This window comes from Actinosynnema sp. CS-041913 (assembly GCF_050942485.1).
Taxonomy (GTDB): domain Bacteria; phylum Actinomycetota; class Actinomycetes; order Mycobacteriales; family Pseudonocardiaceae; genus Actinosynnema.
In genome coordinates this window covers 7520698-7541785 of sequence record NZ_CP192037.1, presented here as the reverse complement: position 1 = coordinate 7541785, position 21088 = coordinate 7520698, and the positions used below count along the sequence as shown (strand labels likewise).

The 21088-nt window shown below is 70.2% G+C and carries 22 protein-coding genes; 17 read left to right on the top strand and 5 right to left on the bottom strand.

What is annotated here, in order from left to right; translation table 11 throughout:
- The first annotated feature begins 131 nt into the window (after positions 1-131).
- Complete coding sequence (locus tag ACQPZF_RS33865) at positions 132-1715, top strand: protein kinase domain-containing protein (protein WP_433264020.1); 1584 nt, start codon at positions 132-134, stop codon at positions 1713-1715.
- Here the strand turns inward: ACQPZF_RS33865 and ACQPZF_RS33860 are convergent.
- Positions 1712-1969, bottom strand: coding sequence for a DUF2631 domain-containing protein (locus ACQPZF_RS33860; RefSeq protein ID WP_433264018.1), 258 nt, complete (start codon positions 1967-1969; stop codon positions 1712-1714). The genes ACQPZF_RS33865 and ACQPZF_RS33860 overlap by 4 nt on opposite strands.
- A gap of 157 nt (positions 1970-2126) precedes the next feature.
- On the opposite strand from ACQPZF_RS33860, the gene ACQPZF_RS33855 reads away from it, so the two are divergent.
- Together ACQPZF_RS33855 and ACQPZF_RS33850 are read left to right on the top strand one after the other, a co-directional pair.
- Positions 2127-3278: an ABC transporter ATP-binding protein gene (locus ACQPZF_RS33855; RefSeq protein WP_433264016.1), complete on the top strand. Its 1152-nt coding sequence runs from the start codon at positions 2127-2129 to the stop codon at positions 3276-3278.
- Complete coding sequence (locus tag ACQPZF_RS33850) at positions 3271-4416, top strand: polyamine ABC transporter substrate-binding protein (protein WP_433264014.1); 1146 nt, start codon at positions 3271-3273, stop codon at positions 4414-4416. Before ACQPZF_RS33855 ends, ACQPZF_RS33850 begins: the two co-directional genes overlap by 8 nt.
- On the opposite strand, the gene ACQPZF_RS33845 is transcribed toward ACQPZF_RS33850, so the two are convergent.
- Both ACQPZF_RS33845 and ACQPZF_RS33840 read right to left on the bottom strand, forming a co-directional pair.
- Positions 4403-5629, bottom strand: coding sequence for a cytochrome P450 (locus ACQPZF_RS33845; RefSeq protein ID WP_433264012.1), 1227 nt, complete (start codon positions 5627-5629; stop codon positions 4403-4405). The genes ACQPZF_RS33850 and ACQPZF_RS33845 overlap by 14 nt on opposite strands.
- On the bottom strand, positions 5626-6153 hold the full coding sequence (locus tag ACQPZF_RS33840; protein WP_433264010.1) for a TetR/AcrR family transcriptional regulator: 528 nt from the start codon (positions 6151-6153) through the stop codon (positions 5626-5628). Before ACQPZF_RS33840 ends, ACQPZF_RS33845 begins: the two co-directional genes overlap by 4 nt.
- 83 nt (positions 6154-6236) lie before the next feature.
- Here ACQPZF_RS33840 and ACQPZF_RS33835 point away from each other — a divergent pair, with 83 nt between their 5' ends.
- From ACQPZF_RS33835 to ACQPZF_RS33820, 4 genes are read left to right on the top strand one after another with little or no spacing between them, the layout of a single operon-like run.
- Complete coding sequence (locus ACQPZF_RS33835; RefSeq protein WP_433264008.1) at positions 6237-7085, top strand: ABC transporter permease; 849 nt, start codon at positions 6237-6239, stop codon at positions 7083-7085.
- On the top strand, positions 7082-7894 hold the full coding sequence (locus ACQPZF_RS33830) for an ABC transporter permease (protein ID WP_433264006.1): 813 nt from the start codon (positions 7082-7084) through the stop codon (positions 7892-7894). Before ACQPZF_RS33835 ends, ACQPZF_RS33830 begins: the two co-directional genes overlap by 4 nt.
- A gap of 40 nt (positions 7895-7934) precedes the next feature.
- Positions 7935-9563 (top strand): sensor histidine kinase, encoded by a 1629-nt coding sequence (locus ACQPZF_RS33825; protein WP_433264004.1) that lies wholly within the window; start codon positions 7935-7937, stop codon positions 9561-9563.
- Positions 9564-9566: 3 nt separating this feature from the next.
- Complete coding sequence (locus ACQPZF_RS33820) at positions 9567-10217, top strand: response regulator (RefSeq protein ID WP_433264003.1); 651 nt, start codon at positions 9567-9569, stop codon at positions 10215-10217.
- A 34-nt stretch (positions 10218-10251) separates the two neighbouring features.
- Here the strand turns inward: ACQPZF_RS33820 and ACQPZF_RS33815 are convergent, their stop codons facing one another.
- Positions 10252-11316 (bottom strand): hypothetical protein, encoded by a 1065-nt coding sequence (locus ACQPZF_RS33815; RefSeq protein ID WP_433264001.1) that lies wholly within the window; start codon positions 11314-11316, stop codon positions 10252-10254.
- A 314-nt stretch (positions 11317-11630) separates the two neighbouring features.
- On the opposite strand from ACQPZF_RS33815, the gene ACQPZF_RS33810 reads away from it, so the two are divergent.
- Both ACQPZF_RS33810 and ACQPZF_RS33805 read left to right on the top strand, forming a co-directional pair.
- Positions 11631-11882, top strand: coding sequence for a transcriptional regulator (locus ACQPZF_RS33810; protein ID WP_433264000.1), 252 nt, complete (start codon positions 11631-11633; stop codon positions 11880-11882).
- 36 nt (positions 11883-11918) lie between these two features.
- On the top strand, positions 11919-12275 hold the full coding sequence (locus ACQPZF_RS33805) for a hypothetical protein (RefSeq protein ID WP_433263998.1): 357 nt from the start codon (positions 11919-11921) through the stop codon (positions 12273-12275).
- Between the two features lie 429 nt (positions 12276-12704).
- Here ACQPZF_RS33805 and ACQPZF_RS33800 read toward each other — a convergent pair whose 3' ends face one another.
- Positions 12705-12971, bottom strand: a complete 267-nt coding sequence (locus tag ACQPZF_RS33800) for a GlsB/YeaQ/YmgE family stress response membrane protein (protein ID WP_184690405.1) — start codon at positions 12969-12971, stop codon at positions 12705-12707.
- Positions 12972-13128: 157 nt separating this feature from the next.
- Here ACQPZF_RS33800 and dxr point away from each other — a divergent pair, with 157 nt between their 5' ends.
- From dxr to map, 8 genes are read left to right on the top strand one after another with little or no spacing between them, the layout of a single operon-like run.
- Positions 13129-14349 carry a 1-deoxy-D-xylulose-5-phosphate reductoisomerase gene (gene dxr / locus ACQPZF_RS33795; protein ID WP_433263996.1) on the top strand — a complete coding sequence of 407 codons (1221 nt, stop codon included), beginning with the start codon at positions 13129-13131 and terminating at the stop codon, positions 14347-14349.
- A 1-nt stretch (position 14350) separates the two neighbouring features.
- Positions 14351-15544, top strand: coding sequence for a M50 family metallopeptidase (locus ACQPZF_RS33790; protein WP_433263994.1), 1194 nt, complete (start codon positions 14351-14353; stop codon positions 15542-15544).
- A gap of 27 nt (positions 15545-15571) precedes the next feature.
- On the top strand, positions 15572-16729 hold the full coding sequence (gene ispG / locus ACQPZF_RS33785) for a flavodoxin-dependent (E)-4-hydroxy-3-methylbut-2-enyl-diphosphate synthase (protein WP_433263992.1): 1158 nt from the start codon (positions 15572-15574) through the stop codon (positions 16727-16729).
- A 49-nt stretch (positions 16730-16778) separates the two neighbouring features.
- Positions 16779-17633, top strand: coding sequence for a GNAT family N-acetyltransferase (locus tag ACQPZF_RS33780; RefSeq protein ID WP_433263990.1), 855 nt, complete (start codon positions 16779-16781; stop codon positions 17631-17633).
- Positions 17634-17648: 15 nt separating this feature from the next.
- The gene (locus ACQPZF_RS33775) at positions 17649-19448 is read left to right on the top strand and encodes a penicillin-binding transpeptidase domain-containing protein (protein WP_433263988.1); all 1800 of its coding nucleotides are present in this window, start codon (positions 17649-17651) and stop codon (positions 19446-19448) included.
- A gap of 44 nt (positions 19449-19492) precedes the next feature.
- On the top strand, positions 19493-19765 hold the full coding sequence (locus tag ACQPZF_RS33770; RefSeq protein ID WP_433263986.1) for a type II toxin-antitoxin system Phd/YefM family antitoxin: 273 nt from the start codon (positions 19493-19495) through the stop codon (positions 19763-19765).
- A complete protein-coding gene (locus tag ACQPZF_RS33765) occupies positions 19762-20160 on the top strand; it encodes a type II toxin-antitoxin system VapC family toxin (RefSeq protein WP_433263984.1) in 399 nt (132 codons plus the stop codon). Before ACQPZF_RS33770 ends, ACQPZF_RS33765 begins: the two co-directional genes overlap by 4 nt.
- A gap of 56 nt (positions 20161-20216) precedes the next feature.
- Positions 20217-21074 carry a type I methionyl aminopeptidase gene (map, locus tag ACQPZF_RS33760; RefSeq protein ID WP_433263983.1) on the top strand — a complete coding sequence of 286 codons (858 nt, stop codon included), beginning with the start codon at positions 20217-20219 and terminating at the stop codon, positions 21072-21074.
- The last annotated feature ends 14 nt before the right edge of the window (positions 21075-21088 follow it).

The window sequence follows — 21088 nt, the reverse complement described above, 5'->3', positions numbered from 1 at the left end:
TCTTCCACGGAGAGCAAGTGATCGTGTGAGCTGCGTGACACTGACCCAACTGCCGTACGGGTGCCCGCGCAACCGGCGTTCACTGGGTGGGAAGTGAGGCCGGATACCATCCACCCGACAAGGGGGGCCGGGTGGAATCGAAGCTGGTCGCGGGCCGTTACCGGACGCTCCGCGAGCTGGGCCGGGGTGGCATGGGGGTCGTCTGGCTGGCCGAGGACCAGGTCATCGGGCGGCGGGTCGCGCTCAAGGAGCTGCGCACGTCCTCGCGGACCGAGCTGGACCGGGTGCTGCGGGAAGCCCGCACAGCCGGCAAGCTGAACAGCCCCGCGGTGGTCACGGTGCACGACGTGCTGTCCGAGCACGGCACCACCTACCTCGTGATGGAGCTGGTCGAAGCGCCGACGCTGGCCGACCTGATGCGCAACGGCCCGCTGCCCGCGCCCAGGGTCGAAGCGATCGGGCTCGAAGTGCTCAAGGCGCTGGAGACCGCGCACGCGGCGGGCGTGATCCACCGGGACGTCAAGCCCAGCAACATCATGGTGCTGCCCGACGGCGGTGTGAAGCTCGCCGACTTCGGCATCGCCCGCGCCCTGGACGACCCCGGTCTCACCGTGACCGGCGGCGTGATGGGCTCGCCCGGCTACATGGCCCCCGAGCTGTTCGACGGCCGCCCTCCGTCGCCGGCCGCCGACCTGTGGGCGCTCGGCGCGACCCTGTTCCACGCCGCCGAGGGCCGGTCGCCGTTCCAGCGCGACACGACCGCCGCGACCATGCACGCGATCATGTACGAGGAGCCGGTCCTCGACCGCACCACGGGACCGCTGGCCGGCGTCGTGATGGGCCTGCTCACCCAGTCCGCCGACGCCCGCCTCACCGCCGCACAGGTCCGCGCCCGCCTCACCGACCGCACCAGGGCCGTTCCCCGCGAGCCCGACACCGTGATCATCGAGACCCCGACGTCCTTCGTCACCACCGCGCCGCCGTCGGACACCAGGCCGGGCTGGGGTGACGCGTGGGAGGCGGACGAGCGGCCCGGGCCGAAGCGGCGGATCGCCCTGCTGGCGGGTGGCGCGGTGGTCGTCACGGCGATCGCGCTCACCGCCGTGTTCGTGCTGCTCCCGGACCCCGAATCGGGCCGCGCGTCGGGTGTCCAGGGCGGCCCGTCGTCCAGTGCGGCCACCACGACCGCGACGACCACGGACGCGCCGTCCTCGGCCGCCCCGGGCAGCAGCACCACGGCCTCGTCGAGCACGACGACGACGGCCACCACGACGACGTCACAGGGCGCGGCGCCGCCGCCGAACGCCCCGACGACCACGACCACCACGAAGCCGCCGCGTGAGACGACGGTGTTCACCAGGTTCCGCAACGCCGAGGGCTGGCACTACAGCGGTTCGACGCTGCTCGACGTCCCGGCCGGCTACACCGCCGAGGGGCCCCTGGGCAGGCTCGCCGCCAACCCCGAGCCCGGCACCCGGCCGCTGTACTCGTGCAAAATCAACAACAGTGCCGACCGGATGAGCTCGGTGTCCCCGAACTGCGAGAGCCAGCAGGTCTACGGCGTGGTGGGGCACATCTTCACGGCCAAGCCCGCCGACACCCCGGCCCAGGAGATCTACCGGTGCAACCTGGGCGGGCACCACTTCGAGTCGCTCAGCCCGTCCTGCGAGGGCAAGACGGTGGAGTTCCGGCTGGGCTGGGTGATCGGGAGCTAGCGGCGCCAGGAGGTCCGGCCGCGCACCTGGTCCCAGATCAGCAGCAGCGCCATGCCCCCGCCGAACGCGATGACCCAGATGTTCTCGGTCTGGCCGTGGTGGTTGCCGATCAGCAGGGAGAACGTCGCCAGCACGGACACCCAGCCGGCGATCTTGATGCCCTTGGGGAACGTGCCGTGCCAACCCCACTCGGCCGACGGCTCGTCGTGGGGGTCGACCGCCGGACGCTTGTCCAGTTCCGAGGACGAAGACACAGCCGCACGACCTTCCTGCCCGATCACGTTCACCAACGGCGCAATCGTCGCACATGACGGGCGCGCGCGAGACGTGAGGTGCGCGGCACCGTCGCGGCGTCTACCCTCGGCCGCTGTTCGACCAGGGCGCCGCCCGCGCGGCGGGAAAGGCGACGAGTTGACCGAACAGCCCGGCTTCCACCCGGCCGAGGAGCCTGCCCCGGACACCTTCGCACCCGTCGAAGTCGGCCTCCACGGGGTGACCAAGCGGTTCTCCGACCAGACCGCGGTGGACGACATCACGCTGCGGGTCCACGAAGGCGAGTTCTTCTCCGTGCTCGGGCCGTCCGGCTGCGGCAAGACGACGCTGCTGCGGATGGTCGCCGGGTTCGAGCGCCCGGACGCGGGCCGGATCGAGCTGGACGGCGTGGACATGGTCGGCGTGCCGCCCTACCGGCGGGACGTGAACACCGTCTTCCAGTCGTACGCGCTGTTCCCGCACATGTCGGTGTGGGACAACGTGGCCTACGGCGTGAAGCGCAAGGGCGTCAAGGGCGACGCCTTGAAGAAGACCGTCGGGGAGCACCTGGAGCTGGTGCGGCTGAGCCGGTTCGCCAAACGCCGCCCCGCGCAGCTTTCCGGCGGCCAGCAGCAACGGGTCGCGATCGCCCGCGCGCTGGCGGCGGGACCGCAGCTACTCCTGTTGGACGAGCCGCTGGGTGCGTTGGACGCCGTGCTGCGCAAGGAACTCCAGATCGAGCTGATGCGCATCCAGCGCGAGGTCGGCACGACGTTCCTGTACGTGACGCACGACCAGGAGGAAGCCCTGGTCCTGTCGCACCGGATCGCGGTGATGAACGCCGGGAAGCTGGAGCAGGTCGGCTACCCGGAGGACGTGTACGAGCGCCCGGCGACCCGGTTCGTGGCCGGGTTCATCGGCACCTCCAACATCCTGGACGCCAAGGTGTCCGGCGTGGACGGTCGCTGGGTCGAGCTGGACGCGCCGGGCGTGACGCGGCTCCGTGCCCCGCTGAACGGCGAGATCCGGCACGGGCAGCGCGTCGCGGCGACCGTGCGCCCCGAGAAGGTGCACCTGTACGACCAGGAGGGCGAGCCGCCGACCGGCTGGTGCGTGTTCAACGGCACCGTGCGCGACGTCGTGTACACCGGCGTGTCGACGCAGTACGTGGTCGACATCCCCGGTGGCGGCGAACTGGTCGCGTTCGTCCAGAACACCCGCCGCATCGACGATGCCGGCGCGCCGGGGCAGCCCGTGCGGATGGCCTGGGATCCCGACTTCACCGTGCTCTTGGAGAGCGGAGATGACTGAACGAAACCTCCGGATCGCCCGCCTGTGGGACTTGGACAGCCGGCGGGTGAGCCGCCGGGCCGTGTTGCGCTCCACGGCGTTCTTCGCGCTGGCCGCGACGGGCGCGTGCGGGGTCGGCGAAGCGCCGAGCACGAACGGCGCGCCCACGTCCGGGGCGAAGGCGACCAACGCCCGGAGCGAGCCGAAGCTCAACTTCTACAACTGGACCGACTACATCGCGCCGGACACGCTGTCCGGCTTCAAGGCCGCGAGCGGCATCGACGTCACCTACGACAACTTCAGCACCAACGACGAGATGGAAGCCAAGATCGCGTCCGGCGCGGCGGGCTACGACCTCGTGGTGCCCAGCGACAACTTCCTGCGCCGGTTCCTGCGGTCCGGCCTGCTGTCGCCGCTGGACCACGACCTGCTGCCGAACCTGAAGAACCTGGACCGGCGGTTCACCGAGGCCGACTACGACCCCGGCAACGCCTACTCCGTGCCGTGGGCCTGGGGCACCACGGGCCTGGCGTACTCGAAGTCGCAGCTCGGTGACGTGACCGGCTTCTCGGCCTACGACCTGGCCGCCGCGCAGGGCCGCAGCACGATCCTGGACGAGGCGCGGGACGCGTTGGCACTGGGCCTGCTGAAGGCCGGCCACGACCCGAACACCACCGACGCCAAGCAGCTCGACGAGGCGGTGGCGGTGCTGCTGGAGCTGAAGAAGAAGATCGGGCAGATCACGTCCGACGTGATCGAGCCGCTGACCGGCGGGCAGGTGCCGCTCGCGCAGGCCTACTCCGGTGACGCGTTCCAGGCGCGGGAAGCCAACGGGGACCTCGCGTACGCGATCCCGACCGAAGGCGGTCTGTCCTATGTGGACCTCCTGTGCGTCCCGAAGGACGCCCCGCACGCGGAGAACGCCCACCGGTTCATCGACTACATCCTCAGCCCCGAGGTGGGCGCGGCGCTGGCGAACGCGGTCCGGTACGGCAGCCCGAACGTGGCCGCCAAGCCGCTGATCGACCGGGAACTGCTGGACGACCCGCTGGTGTACCCGTCGGTGGAGCAGCTCGCGAAGCTGCCGTTCACCAAGGACCTCGGCGCCGAGGTCGAAGCCCGCTACGCCGACGCGTGGACGAAGGTCAAGACCGGCTGACCGGGAAGCTCGCGAAGCCCCGGATCACGGTGGACCCGCGGTGGACGGCGCGGCCGGCCGGCCGCAGCCGGGGCAGCCGGGCCAGCGCGCGGAACGCCACGTCGCCCTCCATCCGGGCCAGCGTCGCGCCCAGGCAGAAGTGGATGCCGCTGGAGAACGCCAGGTGCTCGGGCCGGTGGTCGCGGGTCAGGTCGAACCGGCCCGGGTCCGGGTACACGTCCGGGTCGCGGTTGGCCGCGCCGATCACCAGGTACACGTTCTGGTCGGGGCGCAGGCGGTGGCCGTGCAGTTCGACCTCCTGCCGCGCGACGCGGGAGGTGAGCTGCACCGGCGGGTCGTGGCGGAGGGTCTCCTCGACGGCGTCCGGGGCGAGGTCGGGGTTCTCCCGGAGCAGGGCGAACTGCTCCGGGTCGGCCAGCAACGCGGCCGTGCCGTTGCCGATCAGGTTGACGGTCGTCTCGAAGCCCGCGATGAGCAGCAGGCCGCAGGTGGCCGTCAGCTCCTCGGCGGTGAGCTTCCGCTCGGTCTCGGCCTGGACGAGGGCGCTGATCACGTCGTCGCCCGGATCGGCGCGGCGGCGGGCGATGAGCCGCCCGAAGATCGCGTCGAGTTCTCCGACGGCGCGGCGCAGCGCGCGGGCCTGGGTCAGCGACGTCGCGCCGTCCGCGGTCGCGCCGACCAGCCTGCCGTACTCGGCGAACCCGGCGGTGTCCTCGTCCGGGATGCCCAGCAGGTCGCTGATCACCGCGATCGGCACCGGCGCGGCGAAGTCCCCGATCAGGTCGAACTCGTCCTTGGCCAGCAACTCGTCGGCCAGCCTCTCGACGCGCGCCCGGTAGCCGGCCACCCGGCGCGGGCTGAACGCGGGCGCGACGAGCCTGCGCAGCCGGGTGTGGTCGGGCGGGTCCTGCTCCAGGAACGAGTCGTGGAAGACGCCGGTCGCCTCGCGGGCGGACGGGGTCATGCCGGGTAGTTCGCCGTTGGTCAGCCGGGTGCCGAAGCGGCGGTCCCGCAGCACGCTGTTGACGGTCGCGTGGGACGTGGCGACCCATTGGCCGGTGTGTTCCCGGTAGAGCGGGCCCTTCTCGCGCATCCGCTCGTACAGCGGGTACGGGTCGCCGCCGTCGAGCCTGCCCACGAGGCTGAACCAGCGGCCTAACGCCTGGTTCGCCTTCGTCTCGGCGATGAACCTGATCTCGTTGAGCGTGGTCATGCCTGAACCCCCTTCAGGACGGTGGTGAGCACGAGCTTCGGGGCGTCCAGCGGGGCGAGCCGGCCCGCCGCGATGGACTCCCAGGCGCTGTAGACCACCGCGTAGAGCGTGTCGAGGACCCACCACGTGGGCAGGTCGGCACGCAGCCGGCCGTGGTCCTGGCCGGTCTTGACGAACTCCAGGAGCGGTTGGTCCATCCGCGCGAGCCGCGCGGCGACGCGCGGGTCCTGTTCGAGGCCGGGGAAGCGGAGCAGGAACTCCAGCCGTGGACCCATCGGCACCAGCGTGGTGACCAGTCGGTCGAGCACCTCGTGCGTCGGCGCGGTGAGGTCGATGCCGTCGATCGCCTGGTCGACCACGTCCAGCGCGCTGTTCGCCAACGCCACGACCAGGTCCTGGCGGGTCGGGTAGCGCTTGTGGAGCGTGGTGCGGCCGATGCCCGCGGCCTTGGCGACGTCGCCCAGGGAAGCGGACGGGTCGGCCAGGAGGACGCGGGTGGCGGTCTCCAGCAGGTGAACACTCATGTTCATTACCGTACATGAGTGTTCAAGTCGGTACTTCTATGTTCAACCGGCGGCGGGTCGGGCGCGTGGCATCATGTGCGCTCGTGCTCCCGTCCCGGCGCAGGTGGCTGGTCGCCACCGGTCTGCTCACCCCCACCGGCCTCTGGCTGGGCGTTTTCCTCATCGCGCCGTTGGCGCTGGTGGTGCAGTTCAGCTTCGCGACCCGGGACACCGGGGTGGCGCGGGCCGTGCTGCCGTGGACGACCCGGGCGTACCTGACCGCTCTGGACCCGGCGTTCCTGCCGATTTTCGGGCGGACGTCGGCTTATGCGGGCGTGACGACCGCCTTGTGCCTGGTGTTGGGTTTTCCGTTGGCGTGGTTCATCGCGCGCCACGGCGGGAAGTATCGGACCGCGTTGCTGGCGGCGGTGCTGGTGCCGTTCTGGTCCAGCTATCTGGCCCGGATCTACGCGTGGAAAGCGCTGCTCGACGGGGAGGGATTGGTCAACCGGGTGCTCGGCGTCGTCGGATTGGACCGGGACGGCGGGTTCCTGCTGACCGACGGCGCGGTGGTGCTGGGCCTGACGTACGGTTTCCTGCCGTTCATGGTGTTGCCGCTGTACGTCGCCTGCGAGCGGTTCGACCATCGGCAGGTGGAGGCGTCCTACGACCTCGGGCACGGGCGGGTGTCGACGTTCTTCCGGGTGGTGCTGCCGGGCGTGTTTCCCGGCGTGCTGGCCGGGTCGTTGCTGGTCCTGGTGCCCGCGGCGGGCGATTTCGTGACGCCCCGGTTGTTGGGCGGGGTCGCCCAGTCGACGTTCGGCAGCGTGATCGACGACCAGTTCCGGGGCGGGAACAACTGGCCGCTCGGGTCGGCGATGGCGGTGTTGTTGCTGGTGCTCGTGGTGGTCGTGCTGGTGTTGCGCGGACGCCGTGGGGAGGACGTGCTGTGAATCGTCGGCCTTGGGCGCTGGGCGCGGTCGCCGGCCTCGTCTTCGTTTTCCTGTATGCCCCGATCGCGTGGCTGGCGATCGTGTCGTTCAACGATTCCCGGTCGTTGAGCCGGATCACCGGATTGTCCACCCGGTGGTATGTGGAGCTGTTCCACGATTCCCGGGTGTTGGAGTCGTTGGGGTTGACCTTGCGGCTCGCGGCGACCAGTGCCGTGGTGTCCACCGTGATCGGCACGCTGGCGGCGTTCGGGCTCCGGCGGGCGTTTCCGGGGCGTGGTCTGTGGACGGTGCTGCTGAGCCTGCCGCTGGTGGTGCCGGAAGTGGTGCTCGGGGTGGCGCTGCTGGGGTTCTGCGTGAAGCTCGCCGGCATCCCGCTGGGGTTCGGTGCGCTGCTGGCCGCGCACGTGGCGTTCTCGCTGAGCTTCGTGGTGGTCGTGGTGCGGTCGCGGGTGGCCGGGATGGACCACCGGCTGGAGGAGGCCGCCGCGGACCTGGGGGCGAGCCCGTGGGTGGCGTTCCGGACCGTCACGCTGCCGCTGGTGGCTCCCGCCGTGGTCGCCGGGGCGGCGTTCGCCTTCCTGCTGTCGTTCGACGACGTGGTCACGTCCAGCTACCTGACCGGGGTCGGCTCGACCACGCTGCCGGTGTTCATCTACGCGCAGGCGAGCAAGCGCGGGGTGTCGCCGGAGATCGTCGCCCTGTCCACGCTGATGGTCGCGGTCAGCGCGGCGCTGCTCATCGCGGGTGTGCTGGTGGCGAGCAGGCGTGCCCGCGCGTCAACTTTCGTCGAATCGATCCGAGACCAATGAACGCCGCCGGCTACCGGGAAGTTCTTTAACGTTGTCCTATGTGACGTCTGTTGTGCAGCGCCTGCGGCCGGGAGTCGCGGACCGCCGGACGGCGCCGGCGGCGTTCTTCCGCACCCACGCCCAACGCCTCCGTGAGGTGACCCCGTGGCGGGTCGGCCGCGAGGTGCTGGCGATCGTCGTCATCATCCTGCTGGACGTGTACCCCGGCTGGATCACGGGCGGCGAACCCGTCACGTCGTGGTGGCGCTTCGGGCTCGGCGCCGCGTACGTGGTCCTGTACCTGCTGCGGCTGGGGTTCCCGGCGATCGCGATGCTCATCGGCATCTGGGTGGTGTTCTCCGTCGAGCACGGCGGGATAGCCGCGATCATCATGCTCTCCTACGCGGCGGGCTACCGGATCGTGTCGTGGCAGCGCTCGCTCGTCACCGCGGCGTTGGGCCTCGCGTTGCACATGGTCGCGTGGGACGTGTCCGCGCCGGGCCTGACCGGCCCGTTCGCGTCGTGGGTGATGCTGACCGTGTACGGCATGACGGTGGCGCTGCCGTTCCTCGTCGGCCGGTACACGGCGCAGCGCAACGCCCTGGTGGCCGCGTTGCACGACCGTGAGGAAACCCTGATGCGGGAACGCCGGATGGTGTCCCGCCAGGTCCGGCTGCGAGAACGCAACCGGATCGCCCAGGACATGCACGACAGCCTCGGCCACCGGCTGAGTCTCATTTCGGTGCACGCGGGCGCGATGGCGTTGGACACCGGGCTCGGCGACCGGCAGCGCGACGCCGTCCAGGTGCTGCGCAGCGCCGCGCTGACCGCTATGGAGGAGCTGCGCGGGGTCATCGGCGTGCTCCGGCGCGACGAGCCCGACGAGGACCAGGTGCGGCGGACCGTCGACGCGATCGACGAACTGGTGGAAGGCGCACGGCGGGCCGGGGTGCGGGTGAGCCTCGTGCGGGGCGGCCAGCCGTGCCCGTTGCCGGCGAAGGTCAGCCACGCCGCGTACCGCATCGCGCAGGAAGGCCTGACCAACGCCAGCAAACACGCGCCCGGCGCGAGCGTGCAGGTCACCGTGAAGTACGAGCCGGACGCGCTGGTGGTCGAGGTCCGGAACAACCCGCCCCGGGTGAAACCGGCGGACGGGTCCGGGTTCGGCCTGATCGGACTGGGCGAGCGGGTACGCCTGGCAGGCGGGATGCTGCACGTCGGCGAGCTGCCGACGGGCGGGTTCCGCATCGCGGCCGTGCTGCCGTACGAGGACACCGCCGCCGCCGACGAGCCGTCCGACGACGAGCCGGTGGAAGAGGCGAAGCAGAGCGGCATCCGGAAGTGGGCCGGCGTCGGGTCGATCCTGCTCGCCGGGATCGTCGTGGTGGTCGTCGTCGGCGGCTACACGTGGCTCGGCAGCCAGCCCGTCACCAAGGTGGTGAAGCCGGAGTTGTACAACTCGATCCAGGTCGGCGAGGCGGAGTCGGAAGTCAGGGCGAGGCTGCCCAGCGGCGCGGAGCCCCCGATCGGCGAGCTGAAGTCCGACGCCCCGCCCGAGCCGTCGGGGTCGGGGTGCACCTACCTGGTGGCCGACGACCAGACGTACTCGTCGCGGGCGACGAAGGTCGTGCGGTTCTGCTTCGCCAACGGCAAGCTCGTCGAGAAGAACATCCACCAGCAAGGGACGTGAACGTTGATCCGGGTCCTGATCGCCGATGACGAGCCGTTGATGCGGGCGGGCATCAAGGCCATCCTCGGCACCGCCGACGACATCGAGCTGGTGGCGGAGGCAGGCGATGGGCGGGAAGCCGTCCAGATAGCCCTGGAACGACGCGTCGACGTCGCGGTCCTCGACATCCGGATGCCCAGGCTGGACGGACTGGGCGCCGCTCGCGAATTGCGTGCCGTCGCGCCTTCGGTGCGGGTGGTGATGCTCACCACTTTCGGCGAGGACGACAACATCGTGCGCGCTTTGTCCGACGGCGCGGCCGGTTTTCTGCTGAAGGATTCCGCGCCGGAGGAATTGTTGCGGGCGGTCCGGGCCGTGCATTCGGGCGAGGCTTATCTTTCGCCCATGGTCACCAGCCGGGTGGTGGGCATGGTGGCCCAGGTCGGTCAACCGCGCCGGCAGGCGGCTCGGCGTCAGGTGGAGGGGCTGACCGAGCGTGAGGTGGAGGTGCTGGCTTTGCTCGGGTTGGGGATGTCGAACGCCGATGTCGGTCAGCGGCTGCACATGAGTGAGGCGACGGTGAAAACTTATGTCAGCCGATTGCTGGCCAAACTCGGTTTGACCAACCGCGTGCAGGCGGCTCTACTGGCCCGTGACGCGGGGCTGGCAGGCTGAACGTGGGGCTTGCGGGCCATGTGTTCGCGTATGCCTAAAGCACTCCGACGAAGTCCGCCAACTCCCTGAGATCTCCTTTGACAGACCTCCGCTCACGTCGGAGCATCCCGCGCAACATCGCGTGCACCCGGTGCGTGAAGATCAGTTGCTCGGGTGCGGCAACGCGGGCTTCGGACAGCGCGTCGAGCGCTTCACGGTCACGTTTGCGCAGGTATTGAGCCCACGCGACGGTGATCAGGTGGGATGTCCGCCGCTCGGCCAGTTCAGCGGGTAGCCGGTCGTGCGGCACGTACGCGGCTTGATCGATTGCCCGCTTCGGGTCGCTCAGTTCCAGCGACAACCACGTGCGGTGAATCGCGACGTTGGTAGGTCCGAATGCGAACCAGTAGTCGTTGCGGTCGCCGATGATCTCGGCCGCACGTGCGGCTTCCGCCAGGTACTCGCGCACGCTCTTGTGATCGCCGTGCGTCGCGGCTCCGACCGCGCCCTTCAACATCAGCGACCCGTACACGCTGTACGACTCCGGGCTCGCGAGCCGGGCTCGCAACGCGTCGGCCGCGATGACCGGGACGTCGGTGGACTCCGTCAGCTTGCCCGCGTGCCTGAGCACCACCGATAGCCGCCACGCGCCCCCGGCGATCAGGAGGGGATCTCCGGTCCGCTCAGCGGCAGCCATCGAGCGCTCAGCGGCGACCCAGGGCAAATGCGGCTCGCCTAGCCGATCGAGCATTCCGGATGTCACCCGGTACACCAGAGCCTGAAGGCCGTATGCCTCCGCCTTCGCGTCCTCGGTCTGAGCGTCGCGGACCAGGTGCCAGGCGTCGGCGATCATGTCCGGCACCAACGGCGCCATCTCCGACCAGCGCTCCGTCTGCGAGCACACGAAGGCGCGGTTCAGCCTGATCCGAAGGTGTTCGGGTGACACTCCGGGGCGCTCGGGCAGGTTCAGCAAGGCGGCTATCCCGTCGTACCGCATCATGGCCGCTTCGATCTCCGGCACGAAGTCCGGCGCGCGGCCGAGGGAGTCCGCGCGGCCGGGCACGGCGCGGAACGGTCCGGGCAGCAGCGCCGCCGGACTGATCTTCAGCGCCTCGGCCACCAGCACGATGGTGGAGAGCTTGTCGACCTCCCGTTCACCGCTCTCGATCTGACGCAGCCACTCCGTGGTGCGCCCTCCGACGAGTCCGCAGAGGACTTCCTGGGACATGGATCGGCGTTTGCGGTAGTACGAGATGCGTTCACCGACCGACGCTTCGTCACCTGGTCGCACGGGTCCAGCGTACTCACTGATTCCAGCACCCCAACAGTTTGTTGGGGTGCTCGCTCTGCTCCGTGTCTATCGTTCACCAGCGGCGTGTCCGCTGGGGTGCGGACGAATGACTTGGCAGGGAGGAACGTGAGGAGGCGGAAAGCATGTCGGCTTCCACCCATACCGTCCGACTGCAGGTGAGAACCCTTGACCAGGCGATGACACTGGCCGGCATCCGCTCGGACTACGCATTGGCGAAGCTCATGAATGTGCACCGTTCGACCGTGAAACGGGTGCGAGAGGGCGACCTGCAGCCGGGCCCGATCTTCATCGGCAGTCTGCTCGCCGCGCTGGCTCCACTGGACTTCGGCGACCTGTTCGAGGTCGTGCCGTGCGAGAGCGGCAACGCCGCCTGACCTGATCGTTCCGAGTGGAAGACGAGAAGTGATCAAATGACGCCCGACGACGTCCCGTCGGCTACCCGGCACCACATGAAGAAGCTCACTCGTGCCGACGAGATTTACGCTGAAGAGGCCGGAGACATCGCGGTAGCCCTCGAACGTGCCGAGTGCCAGGTCCTCCTGGGTCGAGCGGCTCTCGCAGAGGGCGACGACGAGGTCGGCCGGCGACGGCTTGAGGAGGCGTTGAAACACCTGAACGACGATGCCGCCCACGAGGTTCGGACACTCCTCGCGGCGGTGGAGGCAGGACGGAAGCCACCGGAGCCTGTGGTGCTGAAGATCGGCGAGTTCGGGCGTCCGACCTGGGAAGTCGCCGAGGTGCCCCAGTCCGCGAGCACACCGACTTGAGGCTCGCGCGAGCACACACGAGGCCTTGCCCTTCCCTCCCCGGAGGCCTGCCCAGCGGCGAGCGCCCGCCCTTCGTCTTGAAGCGGGCGCGATCGCTCTGGGTCAAAAGCTAAAAGCGTCCTCGCCGGACAGGCAGGCCGCCAAGGATGTACACAAAAGCAAGACTCGGGCGTCGTGCCATCCCCGCATGACCTGGTCAAAAGACAACCACCCTTGTCAGGAATGCGCAAGCGAAAAGCGTGCTTGCGCATTCCTGACAAGCGCGGTTCCCTGCGGGCAGGTCATACGGGGATGACACGCAGCCCACCGCTCGGTGTGCGCGCTGCGCGCGCCGGCGCGAAAGGTGTGAGTGCGTCGGGTGTAGAAGCGCCCCCTCGCTGGGGGAAGCGAGGGGGCGCTGGGGTCGCGCCGCGCGCGAGGGGGGACGCGTTAGGCGCGAGCTCGGTTGCCGGTTACCAGGCGGTAGATGCCGAGCACGATGAGTGAGCCGAGGATGGCTAGCAGCCAGGTGCTCAGGTCGAAGAACGTGTTGATGTCGGTGCCGAAGATCGCTTGGCCGACGAACCCTCCGACGATGGCGCCGACGATGCCGAGCAGCATGGTGATGATGATGCCGCCGGGGTCGCGACCAGGCATGATGGCCTTGGCGATGGCGCCTGCGATGAGGCCGAGGACGATCCAACCCAAGATGCCCACGGGGGCTCTCCTTCCTGACGGCCGCTACAGGCGGAATCCGTAGCGGCTCTTGATCAGGGGTTGCCCACGTTTGGGTGAGACCACGCGTGCGTTATGATTCTGTTACCTGAGTACCGCTGTGCGGGCTATCAGGTTGCTTCCGGAACAATGGTTGGTGATGAGCACCTCACGCACGGTCCTGGTCCTGGGGTCCACCGGCTCGGTCGGCACCCAGGCTCTCGACGTCATCGCCGCCAATCGGGACCGCTTCTCCGTCGTCGGGCTCGCCGCCGGTGGGGCCGATCCCGCCGCGTTGGCTGCTCAGGCGGTCGAGTTCGGGGTGGACGCCGTCGCTGTCGCCCGCGCCACCGCGGTGGAGGACGTGACGCTCGCGCTCTACGCCGAGGCGCAGAAACGGGGTTATGCGTCGGGGGCGTTCAAGCTTCCCCGGATCCTGGCCGGGCCCACCGCGATGGCGGACCTGGTCGACTCGACGCCCGCCGACGTCGTGCTCAACGGCATCACCGGGTCGATCGGGCTCGAACCCACCCTGCACGCGCTCCGGGCCGGGGCCACGTTGGCGCTGGCCAACAAGGAATCGCTGATCGCGGGCGGTCCGCTGGTGCTCAAGGCCGCCGCGCCCGGTCAGCTCGTGCCGGTCGACTCCGAGCACTCCGCCCTGGCCCAGTGCCTGCGGGGTGGTCGGCGGGACGAGGTGGCGCGGTTGGTGCTCACCGCGTCCGGCGGGCCGTTCCGGGGGCGGTCGCGTGGTGAGCTGGCCGGGGTTACCGCCGCCGAGGCCATGGCGCATCCGACCTGGTCGATGGGGCCCGTCATCACCGTCAACTCGGCCACCCTGGTCAACAAGGGGCTGGAGCTGATCGAGGCCCACCTGCTGTTCGACGTGCCTTACGACCGCATCGACGTCGTCGTGCACCCGCAATCGATTGTGCACTCGATGGTCGCTTTCACGGACGGTTCGACGCTCGCGCAGGCCAGTCCGCCGGACATGAAGCTGCCGATCGCGCTCGCCCTGGGCTGGCCGGACCGCGTCCCCGGCGCCGCCGCCCCGTGTACCTTCGAGGCACCGACCGCCTGGACCTTCGAGCCGCTGGACGACGAGACGTTCCCGGCGGTGCGGCTGGCCAGGCAGGCGGGCTCCGGCGGCGGCTGCCTGCCCGCCGTCTACAACGCCGCCAACGAGGAAGCGGTCGCGGTCTTCCTCGGGGGCGGCACGTCGTTCACGTCCATCGTGGACACGGTGGAACGGGTGCTGGCGGAGGCGGACGGCTGGGCGAGCGAGCCGGTCGACGTCGCCGAGGTGCTCGCCGCCGAGGAATGGGCCCGGACGCGGGCGCGGGAACTCGTGGCCACTTCGGTGGGGTCTGGAAGGGACTGACGTGGTCTTCTTTTTGGGCATTCTGCTCTTCGCCCTGCTGATCGGCATCTCGATCGCGCTGCACGAACTCGGCCACCTCGCCACGGCGAAGATGTTCGGGATGAAGGTGACCCGGTACTTCATCGGGTTCGGGCCGAAGATCTGGTCGTTCCGGCGCGGCGAGACCGAGTACGGCCTCAAGGCCATCCCGGCGGGCGGGTTCTGCGAGATCACCGGCATGACCGCGCTGGAGGACGTGCGGCCGGAGGACCGGGACCGCGCGTTCAACCGGCAGAAGACCTGGAAGCGGGTCGTGGTGCTGTCGGCCGGCTCCATCACGCACTTCATCCTGGGCTTCCTCATCCTCTACGTGATGGCCGCGACCATGGGGATGCCCAACCTCCGCGACACCGCGCAGATCGCTGACGTCGCGCCGTGCGTGCAGAGCACCACCGCGCCCGAGTGCAAGCCCGGCGACACGTCCCCGGCCAAGCAGGCCGGGTTCCAGCCCGGTGACGAGATCCTCGCCGTCGGCGGCACCGCGACGGCGACCTGGCAGGACGTGCTGAAGCTGACCCGCGACCGGTTCGGCCCGACCGAGTTCCGGGTCCAGCGCGGCGACCAGCAGCTCACGCTGACCGCCGACGTGGCGCGGGTGGACCGGGAGTTCCAGCGCAAGGACGGCTCCCGCTACACCAAGGAAGTCGGCGCGGTCGGGATCATCCACCAGACCAAGTTCGAGTACACCGCGTTCAGCGCCATCGGCGGGGCCACCCGGTACACCGGCGACATGTTCGCCAACACCTGGAAGGGCCTGCTGAAGTTCCCGGAGAAGATCCCGGCCGTGGTCAAGGCCATCGGCGGCGGCGAGCGCGACCTGGAGACGCCGGTCAGCGTCGTGGGCGCGTCCCGGCTGGGCGGCGAGGCGGTCGAGCGGGGCCTGTGGCCCTTCTTCTGGCTGATGCTGGCCGGCCTGAACTTCTTCGTGGGTGTGTTCAACCTCCTGCCCCTGCTGCCGCTTGACGGTGGTCACATCGCGGTCAACCTGTACGAACGGGTGCGAAACTGGATCCGGAAGCTGCGCGGCATGCCCGCCGGCGCGCCGGTCAACTACCTGCGGCTGCTGCCGCTGACCTACTTCGTGATCTTCGTCGGCGGCGCGGTGACGCTGCTGACCGTGACCGCGGACATCGTCAACCCCATCCGGCTCCAGTGATCGCGGAACAGTGAGAGGTGCTTGTTCATGAGTGACGGCGTGATGCTCGGGATTCCGGCATTGCCGCCTCCCGTGCTGTCCGAGCGGCGCAAGACCCGGCAGCTCATGGTCGGGTCGGTCGGCGTGGGCAGTGAGTTCCCGGTGTCGGTGCAGTCGATGACGACGACCGTCACGGCGGACGTCAACGCGACGTTGCAGCAGATCGCCGAGCTGACCGCGGCGGGCTGCGACATCGTGCGGGTGGCCTGCCCGTCCCAGGACGACGCGGACGCGCTCGCGGCGATCGCGCGCAAGTCGCAGATCCCGGTGATCGCGGACATCCACTTCCAGCCCAAGTACGTGTTCGCGGCCATCGAGGCCGGGTGCGCCGCGGTCCGGGTGAACCCCGGCAACATCAAGAAGTTCGACGACAAGGTGAAGGAGATCGCGTCCGCCGCGCGCGAGCACGGCACCCCGATCCGGATCGGCGTGAACGCGGGGTCGCTCGACCCGCGGCTGATGGCGAAGTACGGCAAAGCGACGCCCGAGGCGCTGGCCGAGTCGGCGCTGTGGGAGGCGTCGCTGTTCGCCGAGCACGACTTCCACGACCTGAAGATCTCGGTCAAGCACAACGACCCGGTGGTCATGGTCCGCGCCTACGAGCTGCTGGCCGAGCAGTGCGACTACCCGCTGCACCTGGGCGTGACCGAGGCGGGCCCGGCGTTCCAGGGCACCATCAAGTCGGCGGTGGCGTTCGGCGCGCTGCTGCGGCAGGGCATCGGCGACACGATCCGCGTCTCGCTGTCCGCGCCGCCGGTGGAGGAGGTCAAGGTCGGCCACCAGATCCTCCAGTCGCTCAACCTGCGCCCGCGCAAGCTGGAGATCGTGTCCTGCCCGTCCTGCGGGCGGGCCCAGGTGGACGTGTACACGCTCGCCGAACAGGTCACGGCCGGTCTGGAGGGCATGGAGGTGCCGCTGCGGGTCGCCGTGATGGGCTGCGTGGTGAACGGGCCGGGTGAGGCGCGCGAGGCGGACCTGGGTGTCGCGTCGGGCAACGGCAAGGGCCAGATCTTCGTCAAGGGCAAGGTCGTCAAGACCGTTCCCGAGCACCAGATCGTGGAGACGCTGATCGAGGAGGCCATGCGGATCGCCGAGGAGATGGGCGAGACCGCCGACGGCGGCGAGCCGGTGGTCACAGTCGGCTGAGCGGGTGGCTGGCGCGCGTGGAATGCCCTCCGTCTGGCAGGCTTGAACCGTGCTGAGGCTGGCTGGCGCGCGGTTGCTGGACGAGCGGGACCTGGGCGAGGTCCTCGCGCTGCTGGCGAGCGACCCGGTGGCCTCCTGCATGGTGGCCGCGCGGGTCGAGGTGGCCGGGCTGGACCCGTGGCGGCTGGGCGGCGAGGTGTGGGCGTACGACCACCGCTCGCTGCGCGGCGGGCGGGTCGACGCCCTCTGCTTCGCCGGACCCAACCTCATCCCGCTGCGCGGCAACGCGCCCGCGCTGCGCAGCTTCGCCGACCGGGCGCGGCGGCGCGGTCGGATGTGCTCGTCGCTGGTCGGGCCCTCCGAGCAGGTGCTCGGCCTGTGGGAGGAGCTGACCCCGGACTGGGGTCCGGCCCGCGAGGTGCGCGGCGACCAGCCGCTGATGGCGCTGGGCGGCAGCCCGGCCGTGCCGCTGGACCCGCTGGTGCGCCCGGTGCGCCCCGACGAACTCGACCGGTACCTGCCGGCGGCGATCGCGATGTTCATCGAGGAGGTCGGCGTCGACCCGTGCGCCGACGACGGCGGCACGTCCTACCGGGCGCGGGTGGCCGAGCTGATCGCCGGCGGGCGGGCGTTCGCCCGGTTCGAGGGCGGCGACGTGGTGTTCAAGGCCGAGATCGGGGCGATGTCGGCGAAGGTCGGGCAGATCCAGGGTGTCTGGGTGCGGCCGGACCGGCGCGGGCACGGCATCGGCACCGCCGGGACCGCCGCCGTGGCCGAACGGCTCGTGCGCGGGCTCGGCCGAACCGCGTCACTCTACGTGAACTGCTACAACGAGGTGGCCAAAGCGGCCTATCGGCGCATCGGGTTCAGCCAGGTCGGGCAATATGCGACGGTGTTGTTCTAGCCGTTCGGCATACTCGTGCCCGTGATCCTCCGGACTGCCCTGGCCGTCGCGGCGCTTCTGGTGCTCAGCGGATGCGGCCTCTTCTCGTCCCGTCCCGGTCCCGACCAGGTCGCCGGGGACTTCCTCGGGCGGCTGGCCGGTGGGGACGTCGACGGCGCGGTGGCGCTGACCGACGACCCCGGCGCGGCCAAGGAGCTGCTGGAGAAGGTGCGCGGCGCGCTGAAGTCCGCGCCGCTGAAGGCGTCCGTGGAGCAGGTGCGGTCGGCGGGCGAGTCGGCCACGGCGGACGCCACGGCGAAGCTGGAGTGGGACCTCGGGCACAGCCGGACGTGGTCCTACCAGACCGAGTTCGACCTGCGGCGGGACGAGGACACCTGGAAGGTGCACTGGGCGCCGTCGGTCGTGCACCCGAAGCTGGCGGCGCAGCAGTCCGTCGGGATGGCCGACGTGAAGCCGGCCCTGGCCCCGGTGCTGGACCGCGACGGGAACCCGCTGCTGTCGCCGGAGCAGGTGGTGTCGATCCTGCTGGACGCGGCGCAGGCGGGCGACGTGGCGGCGGTGGCCGGCGCGCTGGCGGGCGCGCTGGGTCGGATAGACCCGGCCATCACGGCGCAGAGCATCACCGAGGGCGTGGGCAAGGTGCCCGCCGGGCAGGTGTACCAGGTCGCGGCGCTGCGGGACGCCGACTACCAGTCCGTGAAGCCCGCGATCTACGACCTGCCGGGGGTCCGCTTCACCACGCAGACGTCGCTGCTGGCGCCTTCGCGGGACTTCGGGTCGCAGGTGCTGCCGGCCGTGCGGAAGGCCGTGGAGGAGGAGATCGCCGGCCGTTCGGGGCTGCGGGTCTACACCGCGAACGCGGCCGGCGCCGAGGCGGAGACCCTGCACGAGGTCGCGCCCGAGCCCGCGAAGGCGGTGTCCACCGGGATGAGCCGGCTCGTGCAGGCGGCGGCGGAGGACGCGCTGGAGCCGATCGCGGAGCCCGCGATGCTGGTCGCCCTGTCGGCGTCGACCGGGGACGTGCTGGCGGTCGCGCAGAACGGCCCGGCCGACGCGCAGGGCGCGATCGCGCTGACCGGCCAGTTCCCGCCGGGGTCGACGTTCAAGATCGTCACGGCGGCGGCGGCGCTGGAGGCGGGCGTGCCGGCCGACTCGCCGCAGCCGTGTCCGGGCAGGCTGACCATCGACGGGCGGCGGGTCGTGCCCAACGACCGGGAGTTCGACAAGGGCACCATCCCGCTGCACTCGGCCTTTGCGTTCTCGTGCAACACCACGTTCGCGCAGATCGCGGCCGGCCTGCCCGCCGACGCGCTGACCAAGCAGGCGGACAAGTTCGGCCTGGGCGTCGACTTCGAGATCCCGGCGATCACCACCATCACCGGCTCCGCGCCGCCCGCGACCGACGTGGTGGAACGCGCGGAGGACGGCTTCGGCCAGGGCAAGCTGCTGGCGAGCCCGTTCGGCATGGCCCTCGTCGCGGCGACCGCGCGTGCGGGCACGCTGCCCACGCCGACACTGCTCGAAGGCCGCGAGACCAAGATCAGCCACCGGACGACGCCGCCGAGCCCCGCGGTGCTGGACGCGCTGCGGGCGATGATGCAGGAGGTCGTGCAGACCGGCACCGCGCCGCAGCTCAAGCCGTTGGGGGACGTGCGGGGGAAGACCGGGACGGCGCAGTTCGGCGACGGCACCAACTCGCACGGCTGGTTCGTCGGGTACCGGGACGACATCGCGTTCGCGACGCTGCTGCTGGGCACGAACACCTCGGCCCCGGCGGTGGACGCCTCGGCCCGGTTCCTGCGCGCGGTGGGCTGACTTTGCCCCGAATGGCCTAGACTCCACGTGCTACCATGTAGCACATGGAGTCCATCGGTGTGCGCGAGCTGAGGCAGAACGCCAGCGTGTATCTCCGGCGGGCGGCTGCGGGAGAGACGATCACGGTCACCGATCACGGTGTGCCGGTCGCGGTGATCGGCCCGCCTCCCAAAGACGTCACCCTGCGGGAGCGGCTTCGGCTCAGCGGTGAGCTGGTTCCGGCTGATGGCAGCCGCGACGTGCTGCTGGAGGACCCGGTCGAGTCGGATGTGGACGTGTCGGCCGAGTTGCAGTGGCTGCGAGAGGATCGGTTTTGATCTACTTCGATTCGTCGGCGTTGGTGAAGTTGGTTCGGCGGGAAGCGGAAAGCGACGATCTGCGAGGTTGGCTGCGTGCCCACCGGGAGCCGGTGGCCAGCAGCGCGCTCGCCCGCACGGAAGTCGTACGCGCGGTGCGCAGGGACGCTGAACGGCTGGGCGACCGTGCCCGACGGGTGTTGTCCGGGGTCGAGTTCGTGCCGATGACCTTCGATCTGCTCGACCGTGCCGCGGACTTGACGGCCGAACTGCGGAGTCTCGACGCGATCCACCTCGCCTCCGCGCTGCGCCTCCGCGGCGACCTCGACGCGTTCGTCGCCTACGACAAGAGGCTGCTGGTCGCCGCCGACGGGATGGGGCTGCCGACGGCCTCGCCCGGCGGGACGTCTGCCTGACCACATTGCGGGCACACGGCGCATGGGCCGTCACGCTGAGCCGTACTGTGTCGGGTATGTCCGTGCGTGCCGTCCTGGAGCCAGGTGAGCTCTCCCCGCGTCGTCCGGTGCCCGCTGAGATCGAGCGCCCCGAGTATGTGGATCGGAAGGAACCCAAGCGCAACACCGATCCCTGGGTGCAGCCGCCCGAGGTCATCGAGGCCATGCGGGTGGCCGGGCGGTTGGCCGCCCAGGCGTTGCAGGAGGCCGGCAAGGTCGTGGTGCCCGGTGTCACGACCGACGAGATCGACGCCGTCGCGCACGAGTTCCTGTGCGACAACGGCGCGTACCCGTCGACGCTCGGCTACCGCGGGTTCCCCAAGTCGTGCTGCACCTCGCTGAACGAGGTCATCTGCCACGGCATCCCCGACTCGACCGTCGTCCAGGACGGCGACATCGTGAACATCGACGTCACGGCCTACATCGGCGGCGTGCACGGCGACACGAACGCGACGTTCCTCGCCGGCGACGTCTCCGAGGAGGCCCGGCTGCTCGTCGAGCGCACCCACGAGGCCACCATGCGGGCCATCAAGGCGGTCAAGCCCGGACGGCAGCTCAACGTCGTCGGCCGGGTCATCGAGGCCTACGCCAACCGGTTCGGGTACGGCGTCGTCCGGGACTTCACCGGGCACGGGATCGGCCGCACCTTCCACAGCGGGCTGGTCGTGCTGCACTACGACGCGCCGCACGTCCCGACCGTGATCGAGGCCGGCATGACGTTCACCATCGAGCCGATGATCACGCTCGGCGGCATCGAGCACGACATCTGGGCCGACGGCTGGACGGTCACCACCAAGGACAAGAGCTGGACGGCCCAGTTCGAGCACACCATCGTGGTCACCGACACCGGCGCGGAGATCCTCACCGTCTGCTGACGCGGCGATTCTCA

Excerpts from the sequence above, each read along its gene's own strand:
- ACQPZF_RS33850 (WP_433264014.1), top strand. The coding sequence starts at position 3,271 with ATGACTGAACGAAACCTCCGGATCGCCCGCCTGTGGGACTTGGACAGC.
- ACQPZF_RS33845 (WP_433264012.1), bottom strand. The coding sequence starts at position 5,629 with ATGACCACGCTCAACGAGATCAGGTTCATCGCCGAGACGAAGGCGAAC.
- ACQPZF_RS33840 (WP_433264010.1), bottom strand. The coding sequence starts at position 6,153 with ATGAGTGTTCACCTGCTGGAGACCGCCACCCGCGTCCTCCTGGCCGAC.
- ACQPZF_RS33810 (WP_433264000.1), top strand. The coding sequence starts at position 11,631 with ATGTCGGCTTCCACCCATACCGTCCGACTGCAGGTGAGAACCCTTGAC.
- ACQPZF_RS33805 (WP_433263998.1), top strand. The coding sequence starts at position 11,919 with ATGACGCCCGACGACGTCCCGTCGGCTACCCGGCACCACATGAAGAAG.
- dxr (WP_433263996.1), top strand. The coding sequence starts at position 13,129 with ATGAGCACCTCACGCACGGTCCTGGTCCTGGGGTCCACCGGCTCGGTC.
- ispG (WP_433263992.1), top strand. The coding sequence starts at position 15,572 with ATGAGTGACGGCGTGATGCTCGGGATTCCGGCATTGCCGCCTCCCGTG.
- ACQPZF_RS33770 (WP_433263986.1), top strand. The coding sequence starts at position 19,493 with ATGGAGTCCATCGGTGTGCGCGAGCTGAGGCAGAACGCCAGCGTGTAT.
- map (WP_433263983.1), top strand. The coding sequence starts at position 20,217 with ATGTCCGTGCGTGCCGTCCTGGAGCCAGGTGAGCTCTCCCCGCGTCGT.